This window comes from Saccharothrix syringae, from assembly GCF_009498035.1.
GTDB lineage: Bacteria > Actinomycetota > Actinomycetes > Mycobacteriales > Pseudonocardiaceae > Actinosynnema > Actinosynnema syringae.
In genome coordinates this window covers 10864811-10890342 of record NZ_CP034550.1, presented here as the reverse complement: position 1 = coordinate 10890342, position 25532 = coordinate 10864811, and the positions used below count along the sequence as shown (strand labels likewise).

21 protein-coding genes are annotated in these 25532 nt (G+C 75.1%); 9 read left to right on the top strand and 12 right to left on the bottom strand.

Annotated features, from left to right (window positions below; all coding sequences use genetic code 11):
• Positions 1–65: 65 nt before the first annotated feature.
• From EKG83_RS46500 to ptsP, 3 genes are all read left to right on the top strand, one after another.
• A complete protein-coding gene (locus EKG83_RS46500) occupies positions 66–923 on the top strand; it encodes a ribokinase (protein WP_084716065.1) in 858 nt (285 codons plus the stop codon).
• A gap of 31 nt (positions 924–954) precedes the next feature.
• Positions 955–1326, top strand: a complete 372-nt coding sequence (locus EKG83_RS46495) for a hypothetical protein (protein WP_033428209.1) — start codon at positions 955–957, stop codon at positions 1324–1326.
• Positions 1327–1393: 67 nt separating this feature from the next.
• Positions 1394–3025 (top strand): phosphoenolpyruvate--protein phosphotransferase, encoded by a 1632-nt coding sequence (ptsP, locus tag EKG83_RS46490; RefSeq protein WP_033428210.1) that lies wholly within the window; start codon positions 1394–1396, stop codon positions 3023–3025.
• A gap of 107 nt (positions 3026–3132) precedes the next feature.
• Here the strand turns inward: ptsP and EKG83_RS46485 are convergent, their stop codons facing one another.
• The gene (locus EKG83_RS46485; protein WP_051764579.1) at positions 3133–4035 is read right to left on the bottom strand and encodes a LysR family transcriptional regulator; all 903 of its coding nucleotides are present in this window, start codon (positions 4033–4035) and stop codon (positions 3133–3135) included.
• Between the two features lie 33 nt (positions 4036–4068).
• Here EKG83_RS46485 and EKG83_RS46480 point away from each other — a divergent pair, with 33 nt between their 5' ends.
• Both EKG83_RS46480 and EKG83_RS46475 read left to right on the top strand, forming a co-directional pair.
• Positions 4069–4290, top strand: a complete 222-nt coding sequence (locus EKG83_RS46480; RefSeq protein WP_033428211.1) for a hypothetical protein — start codon at positions 4069–4071, stop codon at positions 4288–4290.
• On the top strand, positions 4283–4489 hold the full coding sequence (locus tag EKG83_RS46475; RefSeq protein WP_153278841.1) for a hypothetical protein: 207 nt from the start codon (positions 4283–4285) through the stop codon (positions 4487–4489). The genes EKG83_RS46480 and EKG83_RS46475 overlap by 8 nt, the downstream gene beginning before the upstream one ends.
• Here EKG83_RS46475 and EKG83_RS46470 read toward each other — a convergent pair.
• The 6 genes from EKG83_RS46470 to macS are packed head-to-tail and all read right to left on the bottom strand — an operon-like array spanning position 4486 to position 10669.
• Entirely contained in the window at positions 4486–5667 is a 1182-nt protein-coding gene (locus EKG83_RS46470) for a glycine C-acetyltransferase (protein WP_033428212.1), read from the bottom strand. The two genes, EKG83_RS46475 and EKG83_RS46470, sit on opposite strands and share 4 nt — an antisense overlap.
• Positions 5668–6702 carry an L-threonine 3-dehydrogenase gene (gene tdh, locus EKG83_RS46465; RefSeq protein WP_033428213.1) on the bottom strand — a complete coding sequence of 345 codons (1035 nt, stop codon included), beginning with the start codon at positions 6700–6702 and terminating at the stop codon, positions 5668–5670.
• Positions 6703–6738: 36 nt separating this feature from the next.
• Positions 6739–8211, bottom strand: a complete 1473-nt coding sequence (locus tag EKG83_RS46460) for an SDR family oxidoreductase (RefSeq protein ID WP_033428214.1) — start codon at positions 8209–8211, stop codon at positions 6739–6741.
• Between the two features lie 51 nt (positions 8212–8262).
• On the bottom strand, positions 8263–8874 hold the full coding sequence (locus EKG83_RS46455; protein ID WP_033428215.1) for a DUF1707 SHOCT-like domain-containing protein: 612 nt from the start codon (positions 8872–8874) through the stop codon (positions 8263–8265).
• A 2-nt stretch (positions 8875–8876) separates the two neighbouring features.
• Positions 8877–9530 (bottom strand): response regulator, encoded by a 654-nt coding sequence (locus EKG83_RS46450; protein ID WP_033428216.1) that lies wholly within the window; start codon positions 9528–9530, stop codon positions 8877–8879.
• Positions 9527–10669, bottom strand: a complete 1143-nt coding sequence (gene macS / locus EKG83_RS46445) for a MacS family sensor histidine kinase (RefSeq protein WP_033428217.1) — start codon at positions 10667–10669, stop codon at positions 9527–9529. The genes EKG83_RS46450 and macS overlap by 4 nt, the downstream gene beginning before the upstream one ends.
• 153 nt (positions 10670–10822) lie before the next feature.
• Here macS and EKG83_RS46440 point away from each other — a divergent pair, with 153 nt between their 5' ends.
• Positions 10823–12019, top strand: coding sequence for a GGDEF domain-containing protein (locus EKG83_RS46440; RefSeq protein ID WP_033428218.1), 1197 nt, complete (start codon positions 10823–10825; stop codon positions 12017–12019).
• 46 nt (positions 12020–12065) lie between these two features.
• Here the strand turns inward: EKG83_RS46440 and EKG83_RS46435 are convergent, their stop codons facing one another.
• Positions 12066–13259, bottom strand: coding sequence for an AI-2E family transporter (locus EKG83_RS46435; RefSeq protein ID WP_033428219.1), 1194 nt, complete (start codon positions 13257–13259; stop codon positions 12066–12068).
• 107 nt (positions 13260–13366) lie between these two features.
• Here EKG83_RS46435 and EKG83_RS46430 point away from each other — a divergent pair, with 107 nt between their 5' ends.
• The 3 genes from EKG83_RS46430 (at position 13367) to EKG83_RS46420 (ending at position 20219) form a co-directional block, all read left to right on the top strand.
• The gene (locus EKG83_RS46430) at positions 13367–15592 is read left to right on the top strand and encodes a translocation/assembly module TamB domain-containing protein (RefSeq protein WP_051764580.1); all 2226 of its coding nucleotides are present in this window, start codon (positions 13367–13369) and stop codon (positions 15590–15592) included.
• A gap of 160 nt (positions 15593–15752) precedes the next feature.
• Positions 15753–16604 (top strand): hypothetical protein, encoded by an 852-nt coding sequence (locus EKG83_RS46425; protein WP_033428220.1) that lies wholly within the window; start codon positions 15753–15755, stop codon positions 16602–16604.
• Positions 16605–16805: 201 nt separating this feature from the next.
• The gene (locus EKG83_RS46420) at positions 16806–20219 is read left to right on the top strand and encodes a beta strand repeat-containing protein (RefSeq protein ID WP_153278840.1); all 3414 of its coding nucleotides are present in this window, start codon (positions 16806–16808) and stop codon (positions 20217–20219) included.
• Between the two features lie 145 nt (positions 20220–20364).
• Here EKG83_RS46420 and EKG83_RS46415 read toward each other — a convergent pair whose 3' ends face one another.
• The 4 genes from EKG83_RS46415 to dnaB all read right to left on the bottom strand — a co-directional run bounded on the left by EKG83_RS46415 (position 20365) and on the right by dnaB (position 25432).
• On the bottom strand, positions 20365–21147 hold the full coding sequence (locus tag EKG83_RS46415; protein WP_033428222.1) for a GGDEF domain-containing protein: 783 nt from the start codon (positions 21145–21147) through the stop codon (positions 20365–20367).
• Positions 21148–21207: 60 nt separating this feature from the next.
• On the bottom strand, positions 21208–22128 hold the full coding sequence (locus EKG83_RS46410; protein WP_051764581.1) for an exonuclease domain-containing protein: 921 nt from the start codon (positions 22126–22128) through the stop codon (positions 21208–21210).
• Between the two features lie 9 nt (positions 22129–22137).
• Positions 22138–22698 carry a TetR/AcrR family transcriptional regulator gene (locus tag EKG83_RS46405; protein WP_033428223.1) on the bottom strand — a complete coding sequence of 187 codons (561 nt, stop codon included), beginning with the start codon at positions 22696–22698 and terminating at the stop codon, positions 22138–22140.
• 463 nt (positions 22699–23161) lie between these two features.
• Positions 23162–25432, bottom strand: a complete 2271-nt coding sequence (gene dnaB / locus EKG83_RS46400; RefSeq protein ID WP_033428224.1) for a replicative DNA helicase — start codon at positions 25430–25432, stop codon at positions 23162–23164.
• Positions 25433–25532: the final 100 nt, after the last annotated feature.

The following is a 25532-nucleotide window of genomic DNA, read 5'->3' as shown; positions in this document are numbered from 1 at the left end:
GCTCGCGTAGCGAACAGGTCACGCCGCCGCCACCCCGGCGGCCTGGCAGAGTGCGGGTCGTGACGGTGCTCGTGCTCGGTTCGGCCAACGCCGACCTCGTGGTCCCCGTGCCCCACCGCCCCGGCGCCGGTGAAACGGTGCTCGGCGGCGACGCGGCCGTCCTGCCCGGTGGGAAGGGCGCCAACACCGCCGTGGCCGCCGCGCGGCTCGGGGCGCCGGTCGCGTTCGCCGGTGCGGTGGGCGCCGACCAGTACGGCGACCTGCTGCGGGACTCCCTGACCTCCGCCGGCGTGCGCACCGACCACCTGCGCACCTCCGCCCGCCCCACCGGCCTCGCCTACATCACCGTCACCCCGGACGGGGAGAACTCGATCGTCGTCTCCCCCGGCGCCAACTCCGACGTCGGCGACGCCGACGTGGACGCGCTGACCTGGGACGGCGTCTCGACCCTGGTCTGCTCGCTGGAGGTCCCGGTGGACACCGTCGCGCGCGCCGTCGCGGCCGCCGCCGCGCACGGGGTCCGGCCGGTGCTGAACCTGTCGCCCGTGGTGCCGGTCCCGGCGGGCACGCTGGCGCTGCTGGACCCGCTGATCGTGAACGAGCACGAGGCGGCGGCGCTGGCCGGGTCGCCGGAGGGGCTGCTGGCGCTGGGGCCGAGGTCCGCCGTGGTCACCCTGGGTGCGCGGGGCGCGCTGGTCGTCACCCCGGAGGGCACCGCGGAGGTGGGCGCGCCGAGCGTGGACGTGGTCGACACCACCGGCGCGGGCGACGCCTTCGCCGGGGCGCTGGCGTTCGGCCTGTCGTCCGGCTCGTCGCTGGTGGAGGCCGCCGCGTTCGCCGCGCGGGTGGCGGCCCTGTCGGTCACGGCCGCCGGCGCGCAGCCGTCCTACCCGACGCTCGACCGGGTGCGGGAAATCGGGTGATCCCGGGGCGCGCGGCCGGGACCATCCGGGCGTGGAGGGCGGGCTCGGCGCGCGGGTCATCCGGGCGGTGAGCCGCGCGGGCGGGTTCTCGCCCGGCCTCGCCTCGCGGCTGGACCTGGCCGACGGCCGGCGGGCGTTCGCCAAGGCCGTCGGCACCGGGTGGCGGCGGTTGGCGGCCGGACCGCTGCCGGGGATCGACCCGTGGGCGCCGGCGCGGCTGGACGAGTTGGCCGGGCTGGAGTCGCGGTGGGCCGCCGCGGCGGCGGGGACGTCGCTGGTGCACGGCGACCTGCGGGCCGACAACGCGCTGCTGTCCCCGCCGCCGGGGTTGCCGGCGGTGCGGGCGTTCCAGGCGGCGCAGGGCGTGCCGGCGCTGCGGTGGCTGCGGCAACGGCTGGGGTAGCGGACTGCGCCCCGGTGGCGTTGGCTTGTGCTTACGTCGCGTCCACCCGAGAGGTATGGTCTAGACCATGTCGAGCGAGCGCCGCAGCGGTGTCGGGGTGAGTTCCGGTCGGGCTTCCGGGCCCGTGGTCCTGGTGGCCGAACCGCAGGCCGAACCGCCGGTCGGCCCCGTCCCGACCGACCCGGCGGCCGAGGCCGCCCGCATCCGCCCGGCCGCCGAGATCGTGGTCCGGCGCCTGGAGGAGCGGGCCGCCACCGCCACCGGCGACGCCAAGGCCGTGCTGGAGACGACCGCCGCGATGGCCGCCGACCCGGCCCTGCTCTCCCAGGCCGAGACCTTGGTGACCACCGAGTCGCTGCCCGCCGCGCGGGCCGTGCACCAGGCCGCCGCCGGGTTCATCTCCGCCCTGGAGGCCGCCGGCGGGTACATGGCCGAGCGCGCCCGCGACGTGCGCGACGTGCGCGACCGGCTGGTCGCCGAACTGCTCGGCGTGCCCGAACCGGGCGTGCCCGCGCTCACCGCGCCCTCCGTCCTGGTCGCCCGCGACCTCGCGCCCGCCGACACCGCGGGCCTCGACCCGGCCAAGGTGCTCGCCCTGGTCACCGAGGAGGGCGGCCCCACCTCGCACACCGCGATCCTGGCCCGCTCGCTCGGCATCCCGGCCGTGGTGGCGTGCCGGGGCGTGCTGGACCTGGAGGCGTCCGCGCTGCTCGTCGACGGCGACACCGGCGTGGTGGAGGCGTCCGACGGGACGGTGCGCTCGGCGCACGTGGCCGGGCGCGCGTCGTGGAACGGGGTCGGCGCGCTGCGCGACGGGCACCGGGTGAAGGTGCTGGGCAACGTGGGCTCGCCCGCCGACGCCGCCGCGGCCGCCGCCGGCGGTGCCGAGGGCGTCGGCCTGTTCCGCACCGAGTTCTGCTTCCTGTCCGCGTCGACCGAGCCGTCGGTGGACGACCAGCGCGAGGCGTACGCGGCGGTGCTCGCGCCGTTCGAGGGCAAGCCGGTCGTGGTGCGCACCCTCGACGCCGGCGCGGACAAGCCGCTGGCCTTCCTCTCGCCCGACCCCGAGCCCAACCCGGCGCTGGGCGTGCGGGGCCTGCGCGTCGCCTTCGACCGCCCCGACGTGCTGGAACGCCAGTTGCAGGCCATCGCCCTGGCCGCCGCCGACACCGGCGCCGAGGTCTCGGTCATGGCCCCGATGGTGGCCACCGCCGCCGAGGCCGCGTGGTTCGTCGAACGCGCGCGTGCCGCGGGCGTCCGGCGGGCCGGCGTGATGATCGAGGTCCCCGCCGCGGCCATGGTCGCCCGGGAGGTCTACTCGGTCGTGGACTTCGTCTCCCTGGGCACCAACGACCTGGCCCAGTACCTCTTCGCCGCCGACCGGCAGGTCGGCGCGGTGGCCGCGCTGAACGACCCGTGGCAGCCGGCCCTGCTGCGCCTGGTCAAGCTGGTCGGCGACGCGGCCACGGCCGCGGGCAAGCCGCTGGGCGTCTGCGGCGAGGCGGCGGCCGACCCGCTGCTGGCGTGCGTGCTGATCGGCCTGGGCGCGACCAGCCTGTCGATGAACCACACGGCGCTGGCGGCCGTGGGCGCGAAGCTGGCCTCGACCAGCTTCGACCTGTGCCAGCTGGCGGCGCGGGGCGCGCTCGGCGCGGCCGACCCGGCGTCGGCGAAGCTCGCCGCCCGCGCACCCCACTGACCGCGCACCCCTGACCGCGCACCCCACTGACCCGCGCACCCGGCCGGAACCCGAACACCCGGTCCGGCGACGACCCCGCCGAAGCACCTCGTCCGTCGCCGGACCGCTCACCCCACCGCGGCCAGCAGCGCGTCCCGCACCAGCCTGATCAGCGGGTGCTCCTCACTGCCCCGCCGCACCGCCGCCACCACCCGCCGCAGCGGCGCGGTCCCCCGCACGGGCACCCCGCGCACCGCGTTGCGCGGCACCAGCGCCACCCCGGCACCCGCCCGCACCAGCGCCCCGATGGCCCGGAAGTCGTCGGAGGCGTGGGCCACGCGCGGTGCGAACCCGGCCTGCCCGCAGGCCAGCTCGACCACGTCCCGCACGGGGTTGCCGGGCAGCGCGACCACCCAGTCGTCACCGGCCAGCTCCGCCAGGTCCACCTCCGCCTCCCCGGCCAGCCGGTGCGCCCCGGGCAGCACCACGTCGAACGGCTCGGTGTAGAGCGGGAACCGGGTCAGCCGCCGGTCGTCGGTGCGCGGGCGGTACTCCTCGGTGATCGCCAGGTCGATCTCGCCGTCGAGCAGCAGCGGCACGCTGGCGTGCCCCTCCACGTCCCGCACCCGCAGCACCACGTCCGGCGCGCTTCCCCGCAGCTCCGCCAGCGCCGGGGCCACGACCTGCGTGATCGCCGACGCGAAGCTGCCGATCTCCACCCGCCCGGTCCGGCCCTCCGCGAACGCCGCCAGCGTCGCCCGCGCCCGCTCCAGCTCCGCCGCCACCGCGGCGGCGTGCCGCACCAGCAGCTCGCCGGCCGCGGTCAGCGACACCCGCCTGCCGCGGCGGCGCAGCAGCGCCTGACCCGCCTCCGACTCCAGCGCCGCGAGCTGCTGCGACACCGCGGACGGGGTGAGATGCAGCGCCCGGCCGGCCGCCGTCACCGTGCCGTGGTCGGCGAGCGCGCTGAGCACGCGCAGCCGCCGGGGGTCGATCGCCCGACCGCCCTCACCCGGAAGGTGGGCGGTCATGCGACTTCGGGGCGGGCGGGGTACCAAGGGCTCATGAGCTCAGATCCCACACCGCGCCGGGCCACGCGCTCCAACCGCACCCCCTCCCTGGTCATCGCCGGTGTCGGGCTGCTCGTCCTGGTGGTGTTCGGCCTGGTCTGGCCGAGCATCCGGGCGGGCGGGTTCGCGGCGAGCGGCGCGGTGATCACCGGCTCCGTGCTCGTGCCCGCCATCCTGCTGGTCTTCCTCGGCATCTGGGGCAGGCGGGGTGCGTGACGAAGCCCGCGTCGGGTACCAAGGAGGGGTGCGGCGGGAGAACGCGCGCGTCATCCTGGCCGGCGCCACCGCGGCGGCCCTGGCCTTCGGCTTCCTGCTGCCCAGCCTGGTCGCGGGCCGGTTCGCGCCGAGCCCGACGGCCGTCACCGCCGCCGCCGTGATGGCCGCCATCGCCCTCGCCGCCGCCCGCGGCGACTAGTCCATCCGGGCGCGCGCCGCCACGAAGGCGTCCACGGCCCGGTGCACGTCCTCGGTGGAGTGCGCCGCCGACATCTGGGTGCGGATGCGCGCCTTGCCGTGCGGCACCACCGGGTAGGAGAAGCCGATCACGTAGACGCCCTGCTCCAGCAGCAGGTCGGCCATCCGGGACGCCCGCGCCGCGTCGCCGATCATCACCGGGATGATCGGGTGCTCGCCGGGCAGCAGGTCGAAGCCCTCCTCGGTCATCCGCGACCGGAACAGCGCGGTGTTCGCGCGCAGCCGCTCCAGCAGCTCGCCGGACGACTCCAGCAGGTCCAGCGCGGCGATCGCGGCGGCGGTCACGGCCGGTGCCAGCGAGTTGGAGAACAGGTAGGGCCGCGACCGCTGCCGCAGCATCTCCACGATCTCCGCCCGCCCCGAGGTGTAGCCGCCGCTGGCCCCGCCCAGCGCCTTGCCGAGCGTGCCGGTGACGATGTCGACCCGGTCCCGCACGCCGAACAGCTCGGGCGTGCCGCGACCGGTCGGTCCGGTGAAGCCCACCGCGTGCGAGTCGTCCACCATGACCAGCGCGTCGTACCGGTCGGCCAGGTCGCAGATCTCGTCCAGCGGCGCCAGGTAGCCGTCCATGGAGAACACGCCGTCGGTGGCGATGAGCCGGTAGCGGGCGTCGGCGGCGTCCTTGAGCTGCCGCTCCAGGTCGTCCAGGTCGCGGTTGCGGTACCGGTACCGGCGGGCCTTTGACAGCCGGACGCCGTCGATGATCGAGGCGTGGTTCAGCTCGTCGGAGATGACCGCGTCCTGCGCGCCGAGCAGCGTCTCGAACAGGCCGCCGTTGGCGTCGAAGCACGAGCTGTAGAGGATGGTGTCCTCGGTGCCCAGGAACTCCGACAGCTTGCGCTCCAGCTCCTTGTGCGGCTCCTGCGTGCCGCAGATGAACCGGACCGAGGCCATGCCGAAGCCCCACCGCTCCAGCGCGTCCCGGGCCGCCTCCACCAGCCGCGGGTGGTCGGCCAGGCCCAGGTAGTTGTTGGCGCAGAAGTTCAGCACCTCGGCGCCGGCGCCCACGCGCACGGCCGCGCTCTGCGGGGTGCCGATCACCCGCTCCGCCTTGTAGAGCCCCGCCGCGCGGATCTCGTCCAGCCCGGCCCGCAGGTCCTCGCGCATCGCGCCGTACATTCAGGCAGCTCCCGTCCAGTCGAGGATGACCTTGCCGCACCTGCCGCCGCGCGCCGTGGCGAACGCCTCGTCGAACGCGGTGTGGTCGAACCGGTGCGTGATCACCGGCGACAGGTCCAGCCCGCGCTGCAGCAGCACCGACATCGAGTACCAGGTCTCGAACATCTCCCGGCCGTAGATGCCCTTGACCTGCAACATCTTGAGCACCACCGCGCTCCAGTCGACCGCGAACTCCTCCGCCGGCAGCCCGAGCATGGCGATGCGGCCGCCGTGGGCCATGTTGCGGATCATGTCCTGCAGCGCGACCGGCTTGCCGGACATCTCCATGCCCACGTCGAAGCCCTCGGACATGCCCAGCTCCTCCTGGGCGTCGGCGACGGTGCGCTCGGCGACGTTGAGCGCGAGGTCGACGCCGACCTCCCGGGCCAGCGCCAGCCGGTGCCCGCTCACGTCGGTGATCACCACGTTGCGCGCGCCGGCGTGCTTGGCCACGGCCGCGGCCATGATGCCGATCGGGCCCGCGCCGGTGATCAGCACGTCCTCGCCGATGACCGGGAACGACAGCGCGGTGTGCACGGCGTTGCCGAACGGGTCGAAGATCGCCGCCACGTCCAGGTCCACCGGCGCCCGGTGCACCCACGCGTTCTCCTCGGGCAGCACCACGTACTCGGCGAACGCGCCGTCGCGGTGCACCCCGAGGCCGCGGGTGTTGGCGCACAGGTGCCGCCTGCCCGCCTTGCAGTTGCGGCACGTGCCGCAGACCAGGTGGCCCTCACCGCTGACCAGGTCGCCGACCCGCACGCCGGTCACCGCGGCGCCGGTCTCGACGACCTCGCCGACGAACTCGTGCCCGAGCACGAGCGGCGCGCGGACGTTGTGGGCGGCCCACTCGTCCCAGGAGTCGATGTGCAGGTCGGTGCCGCAGATGCCGGTGCGCAGCACGCGGACGACCACGTCACCCGGACCGGGGGTGGGGTCCGGGACGTCGGTCAGGGCGAGTCCCGGCCCGGCGGTTGCCTTGACCAGTGCCTTCATGGCGCGCAGTCTGCCGCCGGCGGCTTGTGCGGTCCATCAGGACTTTCTGAATTCACTCGTAAGTTCCGCTTCACTGGCGATGTTGCGGACCATGCCGCCGAACACCAGCCCGTGGAACGGCCACACCAGCCACCAGTAGGCGTGCCCGGCCAGCCCGCGCGGCACGAACACCGCCCGCTGCCGGTACACCGAGCCGCCCGCCGAGCCGTCCTCCGGGGGCAGCACCTGGAGCTCCAGCCACGCCAGGCCGGGCACCCGCATCTCCGCGCGCAGCCGCAGCAGCCGGCCCCGGTCGACCTCCTCCACCCGCCACCAGTCCAGCGCCTCGCCCACGTGCAGCCGCCGCGGGTCCCGCCTGCCGCGCCGCAGGCCCACCCCGCCGACCAGCCGGTCCAGCCACCCGCGCACCGCCCAGGCCAGGGGGAACGAGTACCAGCCGTGCTCGCCGCCGATGCCCTCCACCACCGACCACAGCCGCTCGGCGGGCGCCGAGGTCCGCCGCTCCCGCACGTCGACGTAGCTCGACCCGCCCGACCAGGAGGGGTCCGACGGCAGCGGGTCGGACGGCGCGCCCGGCACGGACGCGTTGGACCAGCGGGTCTCCACGTCGGAGTCGCGGACCTTGGCCAGCGCCAGGGCCACCGCCCGCTCGTAGCCGGTCGTCGGGCCGGGCACCAGGTCCTCGATGTCGTGCTCCCGGCACACCACCTCGTGCACCAGCGACTCGATCAGCGGCGCGGCGATCGACTTCGGCACCGGCGTGACCACGTTCACCCAGTGCGACGACAGGTGCGGCGTGAGCACCGGCACCGGCACCACCCGCCGCGGCCGCAGGCCCGCCACCGCCGCGTACCGCTTCATCATGTCCAGGTAGGTGAGCACGTCCGGCCCGCCGACGTCGAAGGTCCGGTTGACGCCGGCGGGCAGCCGCACCACCCCGACCAGGTAGCGCAGCACGTCCCGCACGGCGATCGGCTGGATGCGGTTGTGCACCCAGCGGGGCGTGACCATGACCGGCAGGCGCTCGGTGAGGTAGCGCAGCATCTCGAAGCTCGCCGACCCGGACCCGATGATCACCGCGGCCTGGAGCACGACGGTGGGCACCGCGCTGCGCAGGAACACCTCGCCGACCTCCCGCCGGGAGGCCAGGTGGGGCGAGAGCCGGACCCCGGCCGGGTGCAGCCCGCCCAGGTAGACGATCCGCTGGACGCCCGCGTCCTCGGCGGCGCGGGCGGTGTGCTCGGCCGCCCGCCGGTCGGCGTCGGCGAAGTCCGGCTTGTTCAGCGAGTGCACCAGGTAGTGCACGACGTCGACGTCCCGCACGGCCGCGTCCAGCGACGCCGGGTCGAGCACGTCGCCGCGCACCACCTCGACCCGGTCGACCCACGGCACGTCCCGCAGCTTGCCGGGGTCGCGGACCAGGCAGCGGACCTCGTGGCCCTCGGCGAGCAGCCGCGGCACGAGCCGCCCGCCGAGGTACCCGGTCGCTCCGGTGACGAGGCAGCGCATGACCCGATCCTCGGCCGGGCGGCGGCGTCCCGCACGCCGGGCGGGCCGGCGTCACGCGTGCTTGAACCAGCGGGGCTTCTTCTTCTTGATCTCCAGGGTGCCCGCGCGCACGTACCCGTGGACCACGAAGTGCGGCCGCCCGTCCACCCCGATGCCCACCTTGTCCTTCAGCGTGCCCGCGGCCAGCTCCACGCCCTCCGCGTTCACCGTCGCGTTGTCGGGCAGCACCAGCTTCACCGACCCGGCCGTCACGTCCAGCTCGATGTCGACCACGGCGTGCGGGATGGCGGCCTCGCGGAAGTCCAGGTCGGCCGACCCCATCCGGTTGCGCACCACCAGCCGCTGCGGCACGGTCCAGTGGCCCTTGCGGGTGACCGACGACATGGTCGTCTTCAGCTCGCTCCGCTCCACCGGCGCGGCGGCCCGGTCCCGGTGCACGATCCCCGGCAGGTCCAGCAGCACCGCGTTGAGCTGGGCCCTGGTCTTGGCGGCCAGCGCCGTGTCGGTCCGCTCGGTGAACTCGTCGAGCGTGATCAGCCCGCGGCCGATGGCCTTCTGCAGCAGGTTCACCACGTGCTCGCGCTCCGCGTCCGAGACGCGGAAGTCCTTCGGGTCGGCCTGGGCGGGGACGCCCCCGGGGCCGGCCTCGGCGGGTTCGGTCATGGTCAGCCCTCCGGTTCGACGTCGAGCCCGTGCTCGATCGCGTACCGCGCCAGCTCGACGCGGTTGTGCAGCTGGAGCTTGCGCAGCGTGGACTGCACGTGGTTCTCCACGGTGCGGTGCGAGATGACCAGCCGGTTGGCGATCTGCCGGGCGGTCAGCCCCTTGGCCACCAGCCGCAGCACCTCGGTCTCCCGCTCGGTCAGCTGCGGCTTGTCCCCCTGGTCCGGCGTCGCGGCCATCCGCCGGTACTCGCCGAGCACCAGCCCGGCCAGGCCCGGCGTGAACACCGCGTCGCCCGCCGCGGTCCGGTTCACCGCGTCCACCAGCTCCTCGGCCGACGCCGACTTGACCAGGTAGCCCGACGCGCCCGCCTTCACCGCCTCCAGCACGTCGCTGTGCTCGCCGCTGGCCGACAGCACCAGCACCCTGGTGGCCGACAGGGACCCGGTGATCAGCGTGGTCGCCTCCACGCCGGTCGACTCGCCCAGGTTCAGGTCCATCAGCACCACGTCGGGGCGCACGGCGCGGGCGATGCGCACCGCCGACGCGGCGTCGCCCGCCGTCGCCACGACCTCGAAGCCGCGCTCGGCCAGGTCCCGCGCGACCCCGTCCCGCCACATGGGGTGGTCGTCCACCACCATCACGGACACGCTCATCGGTGAACCCGCACCTCCCACTCGGTGCCCTCCCCCGGCCCCGTCTGGAGCTCCAGGGTCCCACGCAGCGCCTCCACCCGACCCCTGATCGACTTGGCCACGCCCAGCCGGCCCTCCGCCTCCGCCGAGGCCAGCCGCCCCTCCGGGATGCCGGGGCCGTCGTCGCGCACGCTCACCACGACCTCCTCGCCCAGGTCCTCCACCAGCACCCACGCCTTCGCGCCCGGACCGGCGTGCTTGTCCACGTTGGACAGCGCCTCGCGGACCACCGCGGCCAGCTCGGACGCGGTGGCCGCGGGCAGCATCACCCTGGTGGCCGGGGTCGACACCTGCACGGTCGGGGTGGCCAGCAGCTGGAGGGCGGGCCGCAGGTCGGCCTCGCCGCCCGGGGTGGACTCGCCGGGCGCGGCGGCCACCAGGGACCTCAGCGCGACCTCCTGCTCGCCGGCCAGCCGCGCCAGCTCGGCCGCCTCGCCGCCCAGCTCCGAGCCGCGCTTGCGGACCCGGGCGAGCACCTGGAGCACGCCGTCGTGGATGCTGCGGGCCAGCCGCTCGCGCTCGGCCGTGGCCGCCTCGGCGCGCAGCGCCTGCGCCAGCCGCACCGCCGAGCGGCGCGCGGTGGCCGAGGCCATGCCGATCACGAAGCCCGCCCCGGTCAGCAGCACCACGTCTCGCACCACGTCCACGTTGACCGCGCCGCGGTTGAGGTAGGTGGTCAGGCCGACCGCGAACCCCGACAGCGAGCCCGCCGCCTGCCCGCCCAGCGCGGCCGCGGCCACCACCGGGCCGGACGCCCAGATGGTGGTGATCAGCGGGACGTCCAGCACGAACTGCTGGTCGGTCAGGATCAGCTGCGAGGTCGACATCAGCCCGCACACCAGCACCACGTCGGCCACCACCACCCACGGCCGCCGGCCGTCCTCGCGGCCGTAGGCGCGGATGGTGAACAGCGACCAGGCGAACATCACCGCGACCGCCGACCACGCCAGCCAGGGCCGCTGGTAGTCGGCGTGGTGCCGCGCGGTGACGCCCACGGCGAACAGGAACGTCACTATGCGTAGCGCGACCGTTCCCCGCCAGAGGTGGGCGACCGGGTCCTCGTCCGCCGGGGTCCCCTGGTCGGATGGCTTCGTGTGCACGGTGTGCTCCCTTCACCCCCAATCTTGCCGTGCCCGAGTGGCGCAGCTAACCCCCAGGTGGCGGTCTGTTCCACAGATGACATATATGAAAAGCTCACTGGGGTCACTGGGTGTGATCGCGCCCGTCGGCTCCTGTGGTGAGGGAGGGCTGCCGTGCGCCACTGGCCACTGTGGACGCTGCGGCGCTCCGCCCTGGCCTACTGGTTGTTCGTCGACGCCTGCGCGCTCGCGCTCGTGGTGCACGTGATCGCGTCGTCGCCGCAGCCGCAGCCCGGTGAGATCGGCCGGTTCGCCGCCATCGCGGCCACCGCCGGCGCGGTCATCATCGGCAGCTCCATCCACAGCCACCGGATGGGCGAGACCGAGCGCAACCCGTGGGCCGCGCACCTGTGCTACCTGGCCGCGGGCGTGCTGGCGCTGCCGTGCAACCTGCTGGTCCTGCTGCTGTTCGGCCCGGCCCTGCACGGCGTGCTGGCGCAGCGCCCCGAATCGCACCGCTGGGTGTTCACCCTGTCCGCGAGCGCGCTGGCGGTGTTCGCCGCCCGGTACGCCATCGGCTGGGAGCAGCCCGACCTGCACCTGGGCGCGCTGGTCCTGGGCGCGACCGTGCTGCTGGTGGTCCGCGCGGGCCTGATCTCGGTCGGCCTGAAGCTGCGCAGCCCCGGCGCGCCCGGCGAGGAGGTCGTCGGCGAGCCGATCGACGTGGTCCTGGGCGTGGTCGCGGTCAGCATCGGCGGCCTGATGGGCTGCGCCGCCGTCACCGACGCGGTGCACGCCCTGCTGGCCGGCCCGCCGCTGGCCCTGCTCGAACGCGCCGCCCAGCTGCCGCAGTGGCGCCGGTCGGCGCAGCGCGACGCCAAGACCGGCCTGGCCAACGCGGTGCACTGGGACGGCCGGGCGCGCTCGGAGCTGGCCAAGGCCCGCGTCCGCGACCGGCCGATGGCCGTGATGCTGCTCGACCTCGACCACTTCAAGCGGGTCAACGACGAGGTCGGGCACCTGGCGGGCGACTCGGCGCTGAGCGCGGTGGCCCTGCTGCTGACCGGCACCGTGCGCAGCGGCGACCTGGTGGGCCGCTTCGGCGGCGAGGAGTTCGTGGTGCTGCTGCCCGACGCCGAGCCCGCCGTGGCCCGCTCGGTCGCCCAGCGCATCCGGCACGCCGTGGCCGCCCTGGCCGTGCCGACGGTCGACACGCACGGCCAGGAGCACCTGCTCACCGGCCTGACCGTGAGCATCGGCGTGGCCACCACCCAGCGCTTCGGGTACGAGCTGCCCGACCTGCTGGTCGCCGCCGACGCCGCCCTGCTGGCCGCCAAGGGCTACGGCCGCAACCTGGTCGAGATGGCCTAGGGCCGAGCGGGTAGGCGGGTCGGGTCGGGGCCGCCGGCCCGCCCGCCTAGACCTGCCGCCCGCTGTGCCCGGCGTCGGGCGCCTCGCCGCCGCCGATGTCCTCCACCCGCTCACCCGCCGTGTCCACCGCGCCGCTCTCCTGCGGCTCGTGCACGTCCACGTCGCGCGGCTCCACGGCCCGGTCCGACTCCGACAGCAGCGACCGGATGCCCGAGTTCAGCACCGCCAGCAGCGGCACGGACAGCAGCGCGCCCGAGATCCCCCCGACCACCAACCCGGCGGTGATCGCCAGCACCACCGCCAGCGGGTGCAGCTTCACCGCGCGACCCAGCAGCAGCGGCTGGAGCACGTGGCTCTCCAGCTGCATCACGCCGATCAGCACGGCCAGGATGATCAGCGCCGCCACCGGCCCGTTGGCCACCAGCGCGACCAGCACCGCCACCGCGCCGGTGACCACCGCGCCGATGATCGGGATGAACGCGCCGAGGAACACCAGCGCCGACAGCGGCACCACCAGCGGCACGTCCACCAGCCACAGGCCGATGCCCACGCCGACCGCGTCCACCACCGCCACCAGCGCGGTCGCCCGCACGTAGGACACCAGCGAGGCGAACCCGCGCCGCCCGGCCACGTCCGCCCGGTCGCGCACGTCGGCGGGCACGACCCGGATCAGGAACCGCCAGATCCCGTCGCCGTCGTGCAGGAAGAAGATGAGCGTGAACAGCGCCAGCAGCAGGCCGGTCAGGATCTCGCCGACGGTCGCGGCCGTGGTCAGCGCGCCCGAGGTGATCTCGGCCTGGTTCTCCTGCAGCTCGGCCACCACGCGGTCCAGGTACTCCTGCAACTGCACGTCGCTCAGGTGCAGCGGACCGTCGCGCAGCCAGTCCCGGATCGTGTCCAGGCTCGCGCTGACCTGGTCCTGGAGGTCCGGCAGGCCCTTGGAGAACTCCGTGATCACGAAGGTGAGCACGCCGCCGACCACCGCTATCCCGCCGACCAGCACCAGGCCCGTGGCCAGGCCGCGCGGCACGCGCGCCCGGTTGAGCTGGGACACCGCCGGCGACAGCAGCGCCGCCAGCAGCAGCGCCACCCCGACCGGGATGACGATCGTGGCCAGGTACCCGACCACCGTGGCCACCACGTACAGGGCGGCGACCACCGCCACGAACCGCCAGCTCAGCGCCGCGCTCACGCGCAGCAGCCGGGGCACCCTCTTGCTCTCCCACCCGTTCCCCGTCACGCGATCACGTTATCCCCGCCGGCACGCCCGCGTGCGACGACGAGCGCCGTGCGACGGAAACCACGAAAACCTGGCGGCGGCCGCGTCCCGGGTGATCGGATCCGGGTGTGCCGGATTCGGGCGAGGACGTCGAGCGGACCGTGCGGGAGGCGTTCGCCGCGGGCAGGCGGGTGCGGTTCGACCCGACCGCGCCCCGGCGGGGGCGCACCGTGCCCGGCGGGCTGCTGTCGTCCCTGCTGGCGGACCTGCCCCCGGACGGGCTGCGCGGTGCCGCGCTGCGGCTGGTCGGCGCGCACGTGGTGGGCCGGTTCGCGCTGGAGGGCCTGCGCGTCGACCACGTCGTCGACCTGGAGAACTGCACCTTCGAGGAGAAGCCGGACCTGCGCATGGCCCGCCTGGTCGGCCTGCGGATGCGCGGCTGCCGGGTGCCCGGCCTGCTCGGCCGCAACCTGCGGGTGGGCAGCGACCTGGTCCTGGAGGCGGGCTTCACCAGCGACGACGCGGTGGACCTGACCGACGCGACGGTGGAGGGCACGCTGCGGCTGGCCGGCGCCGTGCTGCACGGCGGGGACGACCACGCCCTGCTCGCCGCCCGCATCCGCCTGTCCGGCTCCCTCCAGGCGATCGCCCTGCGCGCCACCGGCGAGGTCCGGCTGCGCGGCGCCAACGTCGGCGGCAGCGTGCACCTGGGCGGCGCGCGGCTGGTCAACGCCGGGCAGAACGCCCTGGACGCCACCGGCGTGACCATCGCGGGCAACCTGTTCTGCGACGCCGAGGGCGGCCGGTTCGCCGCCGAGGGCCGCATCCTGCTCGACGGCGCCCGGGTCGGCGGCAACGTCGTGTTCTCCGGCGCCCGGCTGCACGCCAACGTGACCGACCGGCCCGTGCTGGTCATCCCGCGCGGCACCGCCGACGAGTCCGCCGCCCTGGTCGCCGACCGCATCCGGGTCGAGGGCAACGTGGAGCTCGACGACGGCTTCACCTCCTCCGGCACGGTCCGCCTGCCCAACGCCGACATCGGCGGCTACCTGCGGCTGTCCGGCGCGGAGATCGGCAGCCGCGAGGTGGTGGAGGAGCTGACCGACGCCACCGGGCCCGAGCCCGCCGAGCCCGCCGGCGAGGTCCAGCGCATCCCGGTCGCCCTGCACGCCGACGGCATCCAGGTCCGCGGCGACCTCGAAGCGCGCGGCGCGGTCAACGGCGGCTTCCGCGGCGGCGGCGCCCGCGACACCGCCCTGCGCGTCCACGGGCAGGTGCGCCTGGTGGACGCGCACGTGCGGGGCAGCGCGTCCCTGTCCGGCGTACAACTGCACGGCCCCGGCATCGACGTCCTGTTCGCCGACCGGCTGCGCGTCGGCGGCACGCTGTTCCTGCGCAACCTGCGCGCGCACGGCTCGCTGCGGCTCCAGAACGCGGAGATCGGCTCCACCCTCGACTGCTCCGGCGCGACCCTGCTCGCGCCGCGCGGCCGGCCCGACGGCACGGTCAAGCCGTCCCTGGACGCCCGGGTGGCCACCGTCGGCAAGGACCTGCTGTGCAGCCACGGCTTCACCGCCGCGGGCGGCGTGCGCGTCCGGCTGGCCGAGGTCGGCAAGATGGCCACGTTCGCGGGCGCGCGGCTGGGCGGCCCCGGCAGCGGCATCGCGCTCAACGCCTACGGGCTGACCGTGCAGCAGCTCGTGCTGCGGCTCGACGCCGGGCAGGCGCCGGTCGGCCGGGTGCTGCTCACCCGGTGCGCGGCCACGGCGGTGTTCGACGGGCCCGGCCTGTGGGCGGCCACCGGCGGGGTGGAGGTGGAGGACTTCACCTTCCGCTCGATCACCTCCGCGCCGCAGGTCGACGTGCGCACCCGGCTGCGCTGGCTGCGCGAGGTGCAGCCGGACTTCGCGCCCGGGCCGTACGAGCAGCTGGCGGCCGTGTACCGGGACGGCGGCGAGGAGGAGCTGGCCCAGCTCGTGCAGGTGGAGAAGCAGCGCAGGCGCTTCGCCGAGCTGGGCGTGGCGGGCCGGGTGTGGGGCTTCCTCCAGCACTGGACGGTCGGCTACGGCTACCGGCCGTGGCTGGCGATCGCCTGGCTGACCGGGTTCTGGCTGCTGGGGGCGCTGTGGTTCCTCGGCCACGAGATGCCCAAGCTCAACGACGACGAGTCGCCGTCCTGGAACGCGTGGCTGCTGGCGGTGGACCTGCTGGTCCCGATCGTGGACCTCGGCCAGGACGGCAAGTGGCGGTTCAGCGGTGCGTCCCAGTGGATCTCCAGCGCGCTGATCGCGGTGGGCTGGATCCTGGCCTCCACCGCGGCGGCCGGCGCGGCCCGCGTGCTCAAGCGCACCTGACTACCCGTGGTCACCCCCGGCCACACGCCGTGTTCTTCACACGATCCGGCGAACCCGGCGGCGAAGGAGTGCGAACCCGGCTCGATCCCTGGCAGTCTTCGGGCGTCGGCTTGATCACGTCGCCGACGAAATCCCAGCGCCTGTGGTGGAGGAACCAGCGATGTCGGCCGTTGACCAGCGAGCGGGAACGGGGGCGGGCCGCGTTCGGCGGCTGCTCTCCCGCGCCCTGCTGGTCGTCGGCGGCACCCTCGCCGGCACCGCCGCCGCCTGGGCGCTGACCGCGGCCCCGGCGGCCGCGGCGGCCCCGGTCGACCACGAGGTGGTCGTCGGGCACGCCGCGGAGGGCTCGCGCGATTCGCTGCGCGAGGTCGTGGCGCCGATCGGGCAGGGCCGGGTCGGCCGGGAGCCGATCGGCGCGTCGCCCCTCGGCTCCACCGACGTGGGCGGGGCCGTGCGCGAGCTGGACGCCGCGCTGCGCTCACCGCGCGTGCAGGAGCCCCAGCGGCCCGACCTCGGCCGCGTCGCGGAGGAGATCCGCGACACCGTCGAGCACGTGGGCACCTGGTTCCAGCCGCGCGCGCCGAAGCAGGTGACCACCGACGACGCGGTCGGCGGCACCCCGGCGCAGCACGCCACCGAGACCACCCCGGCCACCACCGCCGCCGTGCCGGTCACCGCCGGCACCCCGGTGGTGCACGGGGTGTTCGGCAAGCTCAGCAGGCTGTGGCTCGACCTGGCGACCGGCGCGACCACCGCGCCCGTCGCCGACCAGGGGTCGACCCTGCCCGGTGACCCGTCCGGACTGCCGTTGATGCCGTTCGCGCCCCCGCTCGGCGCGCCGGCCCACTGCACCTGCGGTGGCGACGCGTCCGGTTCCCAGGGTGGCGGCAGCGGTCCGTACGCGACCGCGTCCGCCCACACCTCCGACACCGCCGTGGCCCGGGCTCTGTTCCCCGCCACCGTGCGGACCGTCGTGATGCCCGGCAAGCAGCCCGGCATCACCCCCGACTGACCGACGCGCGCGGTCCGGCGCCGGCTCGCTGACGAGCCGGCCCGGTCATCGACCGCTCGCGCACTCATCCTGCGCGCCCGGTCCTTGGGATCGCCACCGCGCCTTCACCACCCCCTGATCCGGGTGGCCGTCGCCTCCGACGCGTTCGCGCGTCCGGCCACCCCTCACCTCCCGCAAGGGACACTGGAAGAAGGAGAACCCATGCAAACCTGGGCCAAGCGCGGTCTCCAGACCGCACTTGTCACGGGTGGTTTGCTGATGCTCGGCACGGGCATCGCTTCAGCCCAGGAGGACGTCAACCCCGACGCGCGGCCCAGCCCGCTCGACGCGAGGGTGCGGGTCCCGGTCGACGTCGACCACAACAACCTGGGCACCCCGGTGGGCAGCCACGACCTGCCGGAGGTCCACAGCGAGGTGGGCACCCCGGGCCTGTCCGACACGGCCGCCGGCCGCGTCGCCGCCCCGGCCAACCCGCTGGTCCGCGGCGGCCAGGACAGCCTGGACGCCGCCAACGGCACGGGCCTGACCCGCGGCAACACCGTCGGCGCCGACGTGGTGATGCCGGTCAGCGCCTGCGGCAACGCGGTCGGCGCGGGCGGCAACGCCTACACCGAGGCCGACTGCAGCCAGTCGGTGGAGAGCACCGGCGACGTCCGGACCGACGGCTCCTACGGCTCGCTGGCCGGCAACGCGGCCCGCGCCGCCACCGCGGTCTCGCCGCAGGTCACCGGCAACGCCGTGGCCGCACTGGCCAACGCCGAGAGCCACACCACCGCCCGGCAGCGCGCCACCGCCGGCGGCGACCTGGAGACCTCGGGCTCCCACGGTTCGCTGTCCGGCAACATCGCCGCGGTCCAGGGCGCCGCCCCGGTCCAGGTGACCGGCAACGCGGTCGCCGCCGGCGGCAACTCGCACACCAGCTCCGAGTCGGACAACCACGCCGCCGCGCCCGGTTCGCTGCGCACCGACGGCGACCGCAGCAGCGGCGGCGGCAACGTCCTGGGCGTGCCGCTGGCCCCGATCGTCGGGGTGAGCGGCAACGGCATCGGCGCCGTCGGCAACGCGGACGCCTACGGCAACGACAGCTCCTCCGCCTACGCGGGCGACGCCAACCCCGACCGGGACGGCATCCCCATGTGGTCGCGCACCTCGGGCGTCGACGGCACCCTGGCGGGCAACACGGCCCAGCCGTCGCTGGCCGGTCCGGTCTCCGGCGACGACAACGCCCTGGGCGCCGTGGGCAACGCGAACGTCGCGGGCGCGGTCGCCAACGACGCCCGCGCGGGCGGCAACAGCGTGACCGACGGCCAGGACTCGGTGCTGGCGGGCAACTACGCCGACACCCCGGTGGCGCTGCCGGTGTCCGGCTCGGGCAACTCGACCTCGGGCGTGGGCAACACCTCGACCGAGCACGACAACGCCGTCACCGCCATCGCGGGCGGCGACACGTTCACCAACGGCGACCGCTCGGTGCTGTCGGCCAACTCGGCCAACACGCCCCCGGCGGGCGCGATCGACCTGTGCGGCAACGGCACCACCGCGGGCGGCATCGCCGACAGCCAGTGCGGCAACGACGTGCTGGTGGACGCCGGCGGCTACAACGGCACCACCGGCAACAACGGCGTCGGCTCGGGCAACATCGGCCAGCTGCCGGTGGGCGTGCCCGCCGAGGCGTTCGGCAACAACCTCGGCGCCGTGGGCAGCACGTCCGGCCGCACCACCGAGAACAAGTCGGTCAGCTCGGGCCGCGTGGCCAACAGCGTCGACGACAACGGCACCGTCTCCAGCAACGTCGTCTCCGCACCCACCGCCCTGGGCGGCCAGGTGTTCGGCAACGCCGGCGGCGCCGTCGCCAACCCGAACTCCGAGACCGACAGCGACACCCGCATCGACCTGGGCAACCCGCCGCAGGCCAACGGCAAGCACGGTTCGGCGTCCGGCAACATCGTGCACGTGCCGACCTCCAACCCCGCTCAGGTCTTCGGCGACTCGATCGTCGGCGTCGGCAACGGCTCGTCGGACACCACCAGCAGCCTGACCTCCCGCTCGGGCGGCGCGGCCGTCACGACCGGCGACCAGGGCTCCATGTCCGGCAACGTGCTGTCGCTGCCCGAGGCGTCCTCGCCGCAGGCGTTCGGCAGCGCGATCGGCGCGGTCAGCAACGTCGAGTCCGACAGCCGCAACGAGTTCGGCTCCTTCTCCGGGGGCGACGTGTACACCTCCGGCGACTCCGCCTCGCTGTCCGGCAACGGCCTCGGCTCCCAGTCCACCCTGCCGCTCCAGGTGTTCGGCGACGCGATCACCGCGGGCGGCAACGGCTACTCGCAGGCGGACAACCAGGCCGGCCTGCTGGCCGGCGGCAGGCACCTGACCTCGGCCGAGGACAGCTCGTGGTCGGGCAACCTGCTCACCACGCCGGTCGGCGTCGCACCGGCGCTGCACGGCGACGCCGTCACCGCGGCGGGCCTGGCGGACGCCAAGACCGCCAGCGACTCGAACAGCACGTCCGGCGGCGACACCACGACCACCGGCACCGGCCCGTTCACCGCGCGCGACCTGGAGCTGCCCTTCGAGGGCTTCGCCCGCATGTTCGGCGTCCCGGTGGAGGTCGCGGGCATCGCGACCACCACCACCTCGGACCGCAGCAGGCTGCTGACCGGCGAGGACGACGAGGCCGAGCCGAACCGGGGCATCGTGCTCCCGATGGGCGTCGACCGCCTGATGCGCATCGACGAGCTGCCCAACCTGGACCTGCTGCGCTGGTTCCCGAAGTCCAAGTCGCCGCTCGCCGCGCCCCCCGGCCTGGCCGAGCTGCGCGACCTGCCCATCACGCGGCGCGTGGACCTGCCGTCGGCGCCGAAGGCCGCGCCCGTGGGCAAGAGCGCGTGGCGGACCGGCTCGGAGGTGCGCGACGAGCTGCCGCCCGTGCGGGCGCGCAAGCCGAAGCTGGGTGCTTCCGACATGCCCACGACCGAGCTGCCCAAGGCCGACCTGCACAGGGCCGGCCTGCCCAAGACCGGTCTGCCGAAGACCGGCCTGACCAAGACCGGCCTGACCAGGACCGGCCTGCCGAAGACCGACCTGCGCAAGGCGGAGGCGCCGCGATCCGACCTGTCCAGCTCCCAGCTGCCCCTGATGCCGGAGCCGGTGGTCGAGATGCCGACCGACGTGCTGCCGCACGTCCGCGACGACGTCCGGAAGGTGTCCGCCAAGCGGATGCCCGGCTCGGCGTACCTGGCCCGCACCACCTACGACCTGCTGGCCGCCGACGAGGGCGAGCGCTCGTTCTCCGGCACCCTGCCGACGGGTGACCTCGACGCGACCCGTCAGCTGCCCGACCTCACCCAGCAGCTCAACGTGGTGACCGAGCAGGGTGTGCCAACCCTGCTGACCGTCCCGGCCGCGCTGCCGTTCGTGCTGCCGGTCCCGGGCGTCGCCCAGCCGCGCACCGCGCCCCCGTCGGCGAGCGGCATGAACACCGCGCCGCTGCAGGGCATGGTCGCCAACCAGCAGGTGTCGAACCCGGACCAGCTGCGGACCCCGGCCCTGGCCGGCCTGGACGCGGTGTCCATGTTCGGCGCCCTGGAGCAGACCGCGCAGCTGCCCCGGATCTGAAACCGGGTACCGAGCCCGGCCTGAGCCGCACCTGAGTCACACCTGAGCTGCACACCCCCCAACCGGGCCCCCGGCACTTCGGTGCCGGGGGCCCGGCCGCGTGTCGCGCTTCGCCGCCGCCGGCCGGCGCCCACCGCGCGTCACCTCAGCGCCGCAGGCGCCGCTCCGCCTCCGCGACCACCTCGGGCACCGGCACGTCCCCGTCACCGGTCACCCAGCACACCCGCACCCCCGGCCGCACGGGCGTCCCGCCCAGGCTCACCGCCCGCCCGGCCAGCTCGCGCACCCGCGCCGCCACCGCCTCACCGGTACCGCCCGGGTGCTCGGCCACCACCGCGAACGAGCCACCGCCGTACCGGGCGACCGTGTGGTCCGCGCGCAACCCGCGCCGCAGCCGCCCGGCCAGCACCGCCAGCAGCCCGTCACCCCGCTCGAACCCGTGCGCCGCGTTCACCGCCGCCATCCCCCGCACGTCCACCAGCACCAGCGTCGCCAGGGTGCCGTGCGTCCGGGCCCGCACCAGCGCCTGGTCCAGCCGGTCCAGCAGCAGCGCGCGGTTGGGCAGGCCGGTCAGCGCGTCGACGAACCCGGAGCTGTGCGGGGCGTCCGACCGCACCGGTCGCAGCAGCACCAGCACCCGCCCGTTCACCGGGTGGTACTCGGCCCACACCCGCGCCCGCGGCAGCACCACGGGCACCACCAGCGGCGCGCCGGTCCGCAGTGCCTGCGCCGCCAGTTCCGCCCGGCTGGGCAGCGGCGCGCCGGAGTCGTCGTGGCCGTCGCCGTGGCCATCGTCGAGCAGGGGCCGCGCGGGCGGGTTCGCCGCGAGCACCGAGCCGTGCTCGTCCAGCAGCGCCAACCCGACCGGCAAGCCCGACACGAACTCGTCCCACACCGCTCGGGACTCCGTGGTCCGCACCGCACCCATGGGACCCTCCGCCGCCGCAGGTCCTGTCGGGAACGAGCCTCCCGGCGGGACGCGGGGTTTTCAACAGCCCCGGCGCCACCCGGTCCGGTGATCCTGGGTCACCGAGGGCACCGGGGTCACCGAGGGCACCGGCGCTCCCGGAGCCGCGTCGAGCCGGGCCAGCATCCCCGCGAAGTCGTCCTCCGACACGATCGGCACCCGGTAGGCCCGCGCCCGCCGGGCCTTGCCCGACAGCGTGTCCGGGTCGGCCGCGACCACCACCCGCGTCGACCGGGTCACGTACCCCTGGCTCACCAGCCCCGCCCCGCACGCCCGGTCCACCCACACCTCGCGCGGCGCGCTCATCTGCCCGGTGAACACCACCACGTCACCCCGCGCCAGCGGCACCGCCTCGGTGCGCCGCACCGCCCCCGCGACCCCGCGCCGCACCTCGACCGCACCGGCCGGGAGCCCGAGCGCCGGGAACGGCGTCCCGGTCAGCTCCCCCGACCGCAGGTAGTGGCCGAACAACCGGGCCGTGGCGCGGGCGTCGTGCAGCGCGGAGTGCGCCGAGTCCAGGACCACCCCGGCCGCCGCGCAGCAGGCGGCGAGCGAGCGCGCGGTCCGGTGCGGCAGGAACCGGTCCGCCAGCCGCATCGTGCACAGGCCGGTGACCTCGACCGGCACCCCGGCGCGGTGGAACTCGGCGGACAGGAAGCGCGCGTCGAACGCGAGGTTGTGCGCGACGACCACCCGGCCGGCCAGCCGGTCCGCCAGCGCGCCCGCCACCGCCGCGAACGACGGCGCCCGCCGCGCGTCGGCCGCCCGGATGCGGTGCACGTGCTGCGGCCCGAGGTCCCGCCCGGGGTTGACCAGCGTGCACCACTCGCCGGTGATCCGGCCGCCCGGGTCGAGCTGCACGACCGCCACCTCCACGACGCGGTCGGAGCCGCGCGCGGCGAACCCCGTCGTCTCCACGTCGACCACGGCGTACTCGGCCACCGGCGCACCCTACCGGGAGCGCAGCGCCGGCAGCACCAGGTCGACCACCGCGTCGGCGTACCCCGCGGTCAGCGGCGCGGTCCGCAGCAGCCACCGCTGGTACACCGGCCCGAGCAGCAGCTCGGCCGCCACCGCGACGTCCACGTCCGGCCGCAACCCGCCCGACCGCCGCGCGACCTGCAACAGCCCCTCGACGCCAACCCGGCGCGGCGTCAGCATCAGCGTGACCAGGTCCGTGCGCGACTCGTGCAGCAGCGCCCGGCACACCTGGTCGAACCGCCGCTCGCCCAGCTCCTCCACCGCGGCCCGCAGCTCCGCCTTCAGGTCGACGACCAGGTCACCGGTGTGCACGGGGTCCCGCTGCGCCGGCCCGAGCTCCACGAACGCCTCGAACAGCAGCGGCCCCTTCGACGGCCACCACCGGTAGATGGTCTGCTTGCCCACCCGCGCGTGCCCCGCGACTGCTTCAATGGTCAACCGGGAGTACCCGAGCGCCTCGACCAACTCCAGCGCGGCCGCGAGGATCGCCCGCCTCGAACGGTCGCTCCGCCGCGCCGCGTCGGGTGGCATCCCTTGATCGTAAGCTCCGGGCCCCGGCGCCGAAACCGCGGCGCGCACTTGTCCGCAGGGCTCTGACCAGGGGATTGCAGAACTCCGCAAAGGGTTTGCAGGCTCGGCGGAGCACACTCGTCATCGAGGCGGCCCGGCAAGACCAGGGGGGCTGGACAGGGGGGCGGGCCGCCTCCTCCCACTTCCGGTGCGGGTCCGCGCCGGTGACGACCCGCGGACGTCCCACCACCCGCGGCAGCCGGTGCGGCAGCACCCGGGGCACCGCTCGGGAACCGCGGCGGCCGCGCGGCACCGCCCGGAGAACCGCTCGGCACCGCGGCGGCCGCCCGGCACCGCAGCAGCCGCGCGGCACCGCGGCGGCCACTCGGCACCGCGGCGGCCACTCGGCACCGCCCAGGACACCGCCCGCCGCCCGCGACGCCGGTCAAGCCCCGTGCTCAGCCGCCGGTCAAGCCCCGCGCGCTCAGCCCTGGGCCAGGTCGGCGAAGCGGCTGTAGTGCAGCTGGTGGGCCACGGTGATGGTCGCCGTGGGGCCGGCGCGGTGCTTGGCCAGGATCAGGTCGGCCTCGCCCGCCCGCGGGTCGTCCCGCTCCCACGCGTCCGGGCGGTTGATCAGGATCACCATGTCCGCGTCCTGCTCCAGCGAGCCGGACTCGCGCAGGTCGGACAGCTGCGGCCGCTTGTCGGTGCGCTGCTCCGGACCGCGGTTCAGCTGGCTGATCGCGATCACCGGGATCTCCAGCTCCTTCGCGATCAGCTTCAGGTTCCGGGAGAACTCCGAGACCTCCTGCTGCCGCGACTCGCTGCGCTTGCCCGACGACATCAGCTGGAGGTAGTCCACCACCAGCAGCCGCAGGTCGTGGCGCTGCTTGAGCCGGCGCGCCTTGGCCCGGATCTCCATCATGGTCAGGTTCGGCGAGTCGTCGACGAACAGCGGCGCCTCGCTGATCTCGCTCATCCGCCGGGCCAGCCGGGTCCAGTCGTCGTCGCTCATCCGGCCGCTGCGCATGTCGCCGAGCCGGATGCGGGCCTCGGCGGAGAGCATGCGCATCACGATCTCCGTGCGCGACATCTCCAGCGAGAAGATCGCGCTGGTCAGGCCGTGCTTGACCGAGCAGGAGCGGGCGAAGTCCAGGCCCAGGGTGGAGTTGTGGGTCGGGATCATCGACCGGCCGGCGAGGTAGAGGTGGTCGGCGTTGTCGACCTCCACGCAGCGCACCGGCACGCTCGGGACCGGCCGCACGTCGACGATGAACCGCGAGCCGGTCCGGGCGCCGCGCCGCTCCTTGTGCAGCAGCCGCTTGTGCTCCAGGCGGAACACGTCGTCCTCGGTGCCGAAGGTGAGCACGTGCGCGGTGCGGGAGCCGTCCCCGGCCCGCTCGGTGGCGGTCGAGCAGTGGTGGCCCAGGCTCACGACCAGCTCGCGGACGTCCTCGGCCAGGCGCGCGTCGGCGACCGCGAACCGCACGGAGCCGTCGTCGGTGACGGTGCCGCCGGTGTCGAGCAGCCCGGCCAGCAGCGCCCGCCGCTGCTCGGCGGACGCGCGGAGGTAGTCGGCGGGGATGTGCCGGTCGTCGAGCACGCCGAGGTCCCGGAGGACGCCCGGGACCGCACCGCCGCGCGGCTCGTGGCCCTCGGCCTCGACGTGCCAGACCACCTCGGGCTCGGTGGTGGCGGGGTGCCCGTCGCCCAGCCACGAGCCCAGGGTGTACGGGCCGAGCGGCAGGTCCGCCACCGGCAGGTCGAGCGGCGCGGCGTTGGTCACCGCGTGGTCGGGGGCCGTCCCCCGGCGCAGGGTGGCGGCGACCTCGCGCGTGGTGCGCACGCCGGCCGCCCCCCGGGAGGTCACGGTCGCCCACTGGTGCTCGGCGTCGGCCACCAGCACCGAGCCGTCGGAGAACTCGACCTCGTAGCACGGCCTGCCGCGCATCACCCCGGTCGCCGCCACCACGGTCGTCGGCCTGCCGCCCGCGTCGAGCAGCCGGTCGCCCACGGCCACCTCGCCCATGGTCGTCCACCCGGTGGGCGTGGGCAGCGGGGTGTCGAGCGCCAGCGCCTTGCCCACGCCGGGGCGGGCCGCGACGATGATCATCTGGCCGGGGTGCAGGCCGTTGGTCAGCTCGTCGAGGTCGGCGAAGCCCGTGGGGATGCCGAGCGACTGCCCGCCGCGCGAGGCGATCGCGTCGATCTCGTCCATGGTCGGCTGGAGCAGGTCCTCCAGCGCCACGTAGTCCTCGGTGGTGCGGCGCTCGGTCACCTCGTAGATCGCCGCCTGGGCGCGGTCGACGACCTCGTCCACGTCGGCGCCCTCGGCGCCGTTGTAGCCCAGCTGCACGATCCGGGTGCCCGCCTCCACCAGGCGCCGCAGCACGGCCTTCTCCGCCACGATCTCGGCGTAGTAGGAGGCGTTCGCCGCGGTGGGGACGGTGGCGATGAGGGTGTGCAGGTACGGCGCGCCGCCGACGCGCAGCAGCTCGCCCCGCCGCTCCAGCTCCGCGGACACCGTGATCGGGTCGGCGGGCTCGCCCCGGCCGTAGAGGTCGAGGATGCAGTCGTACACCGCCTGGTGCGCCGGGCGGTAGAAGTCGTTGGGCGCCAGGACCTCGACCACGTCCGCGATCGCGTCCTTGCTCAGCAGCATGCCGCCCAGCACCGACTGCTCGGCGGCGAGGTCCTGCGGCGGCTGTCGTTCGAAGCCGGGCTCGGCCATCCCCCGGTCGTCCACCAGCGCCACCGCGCACTCACCCCAATCTGTGCCGTGCAGGATGTTCTACCCCGTGGGACCGACAATTTCCGGGCACCACGCCAGGGATTCCGCGACGCTAGAGCCCCCC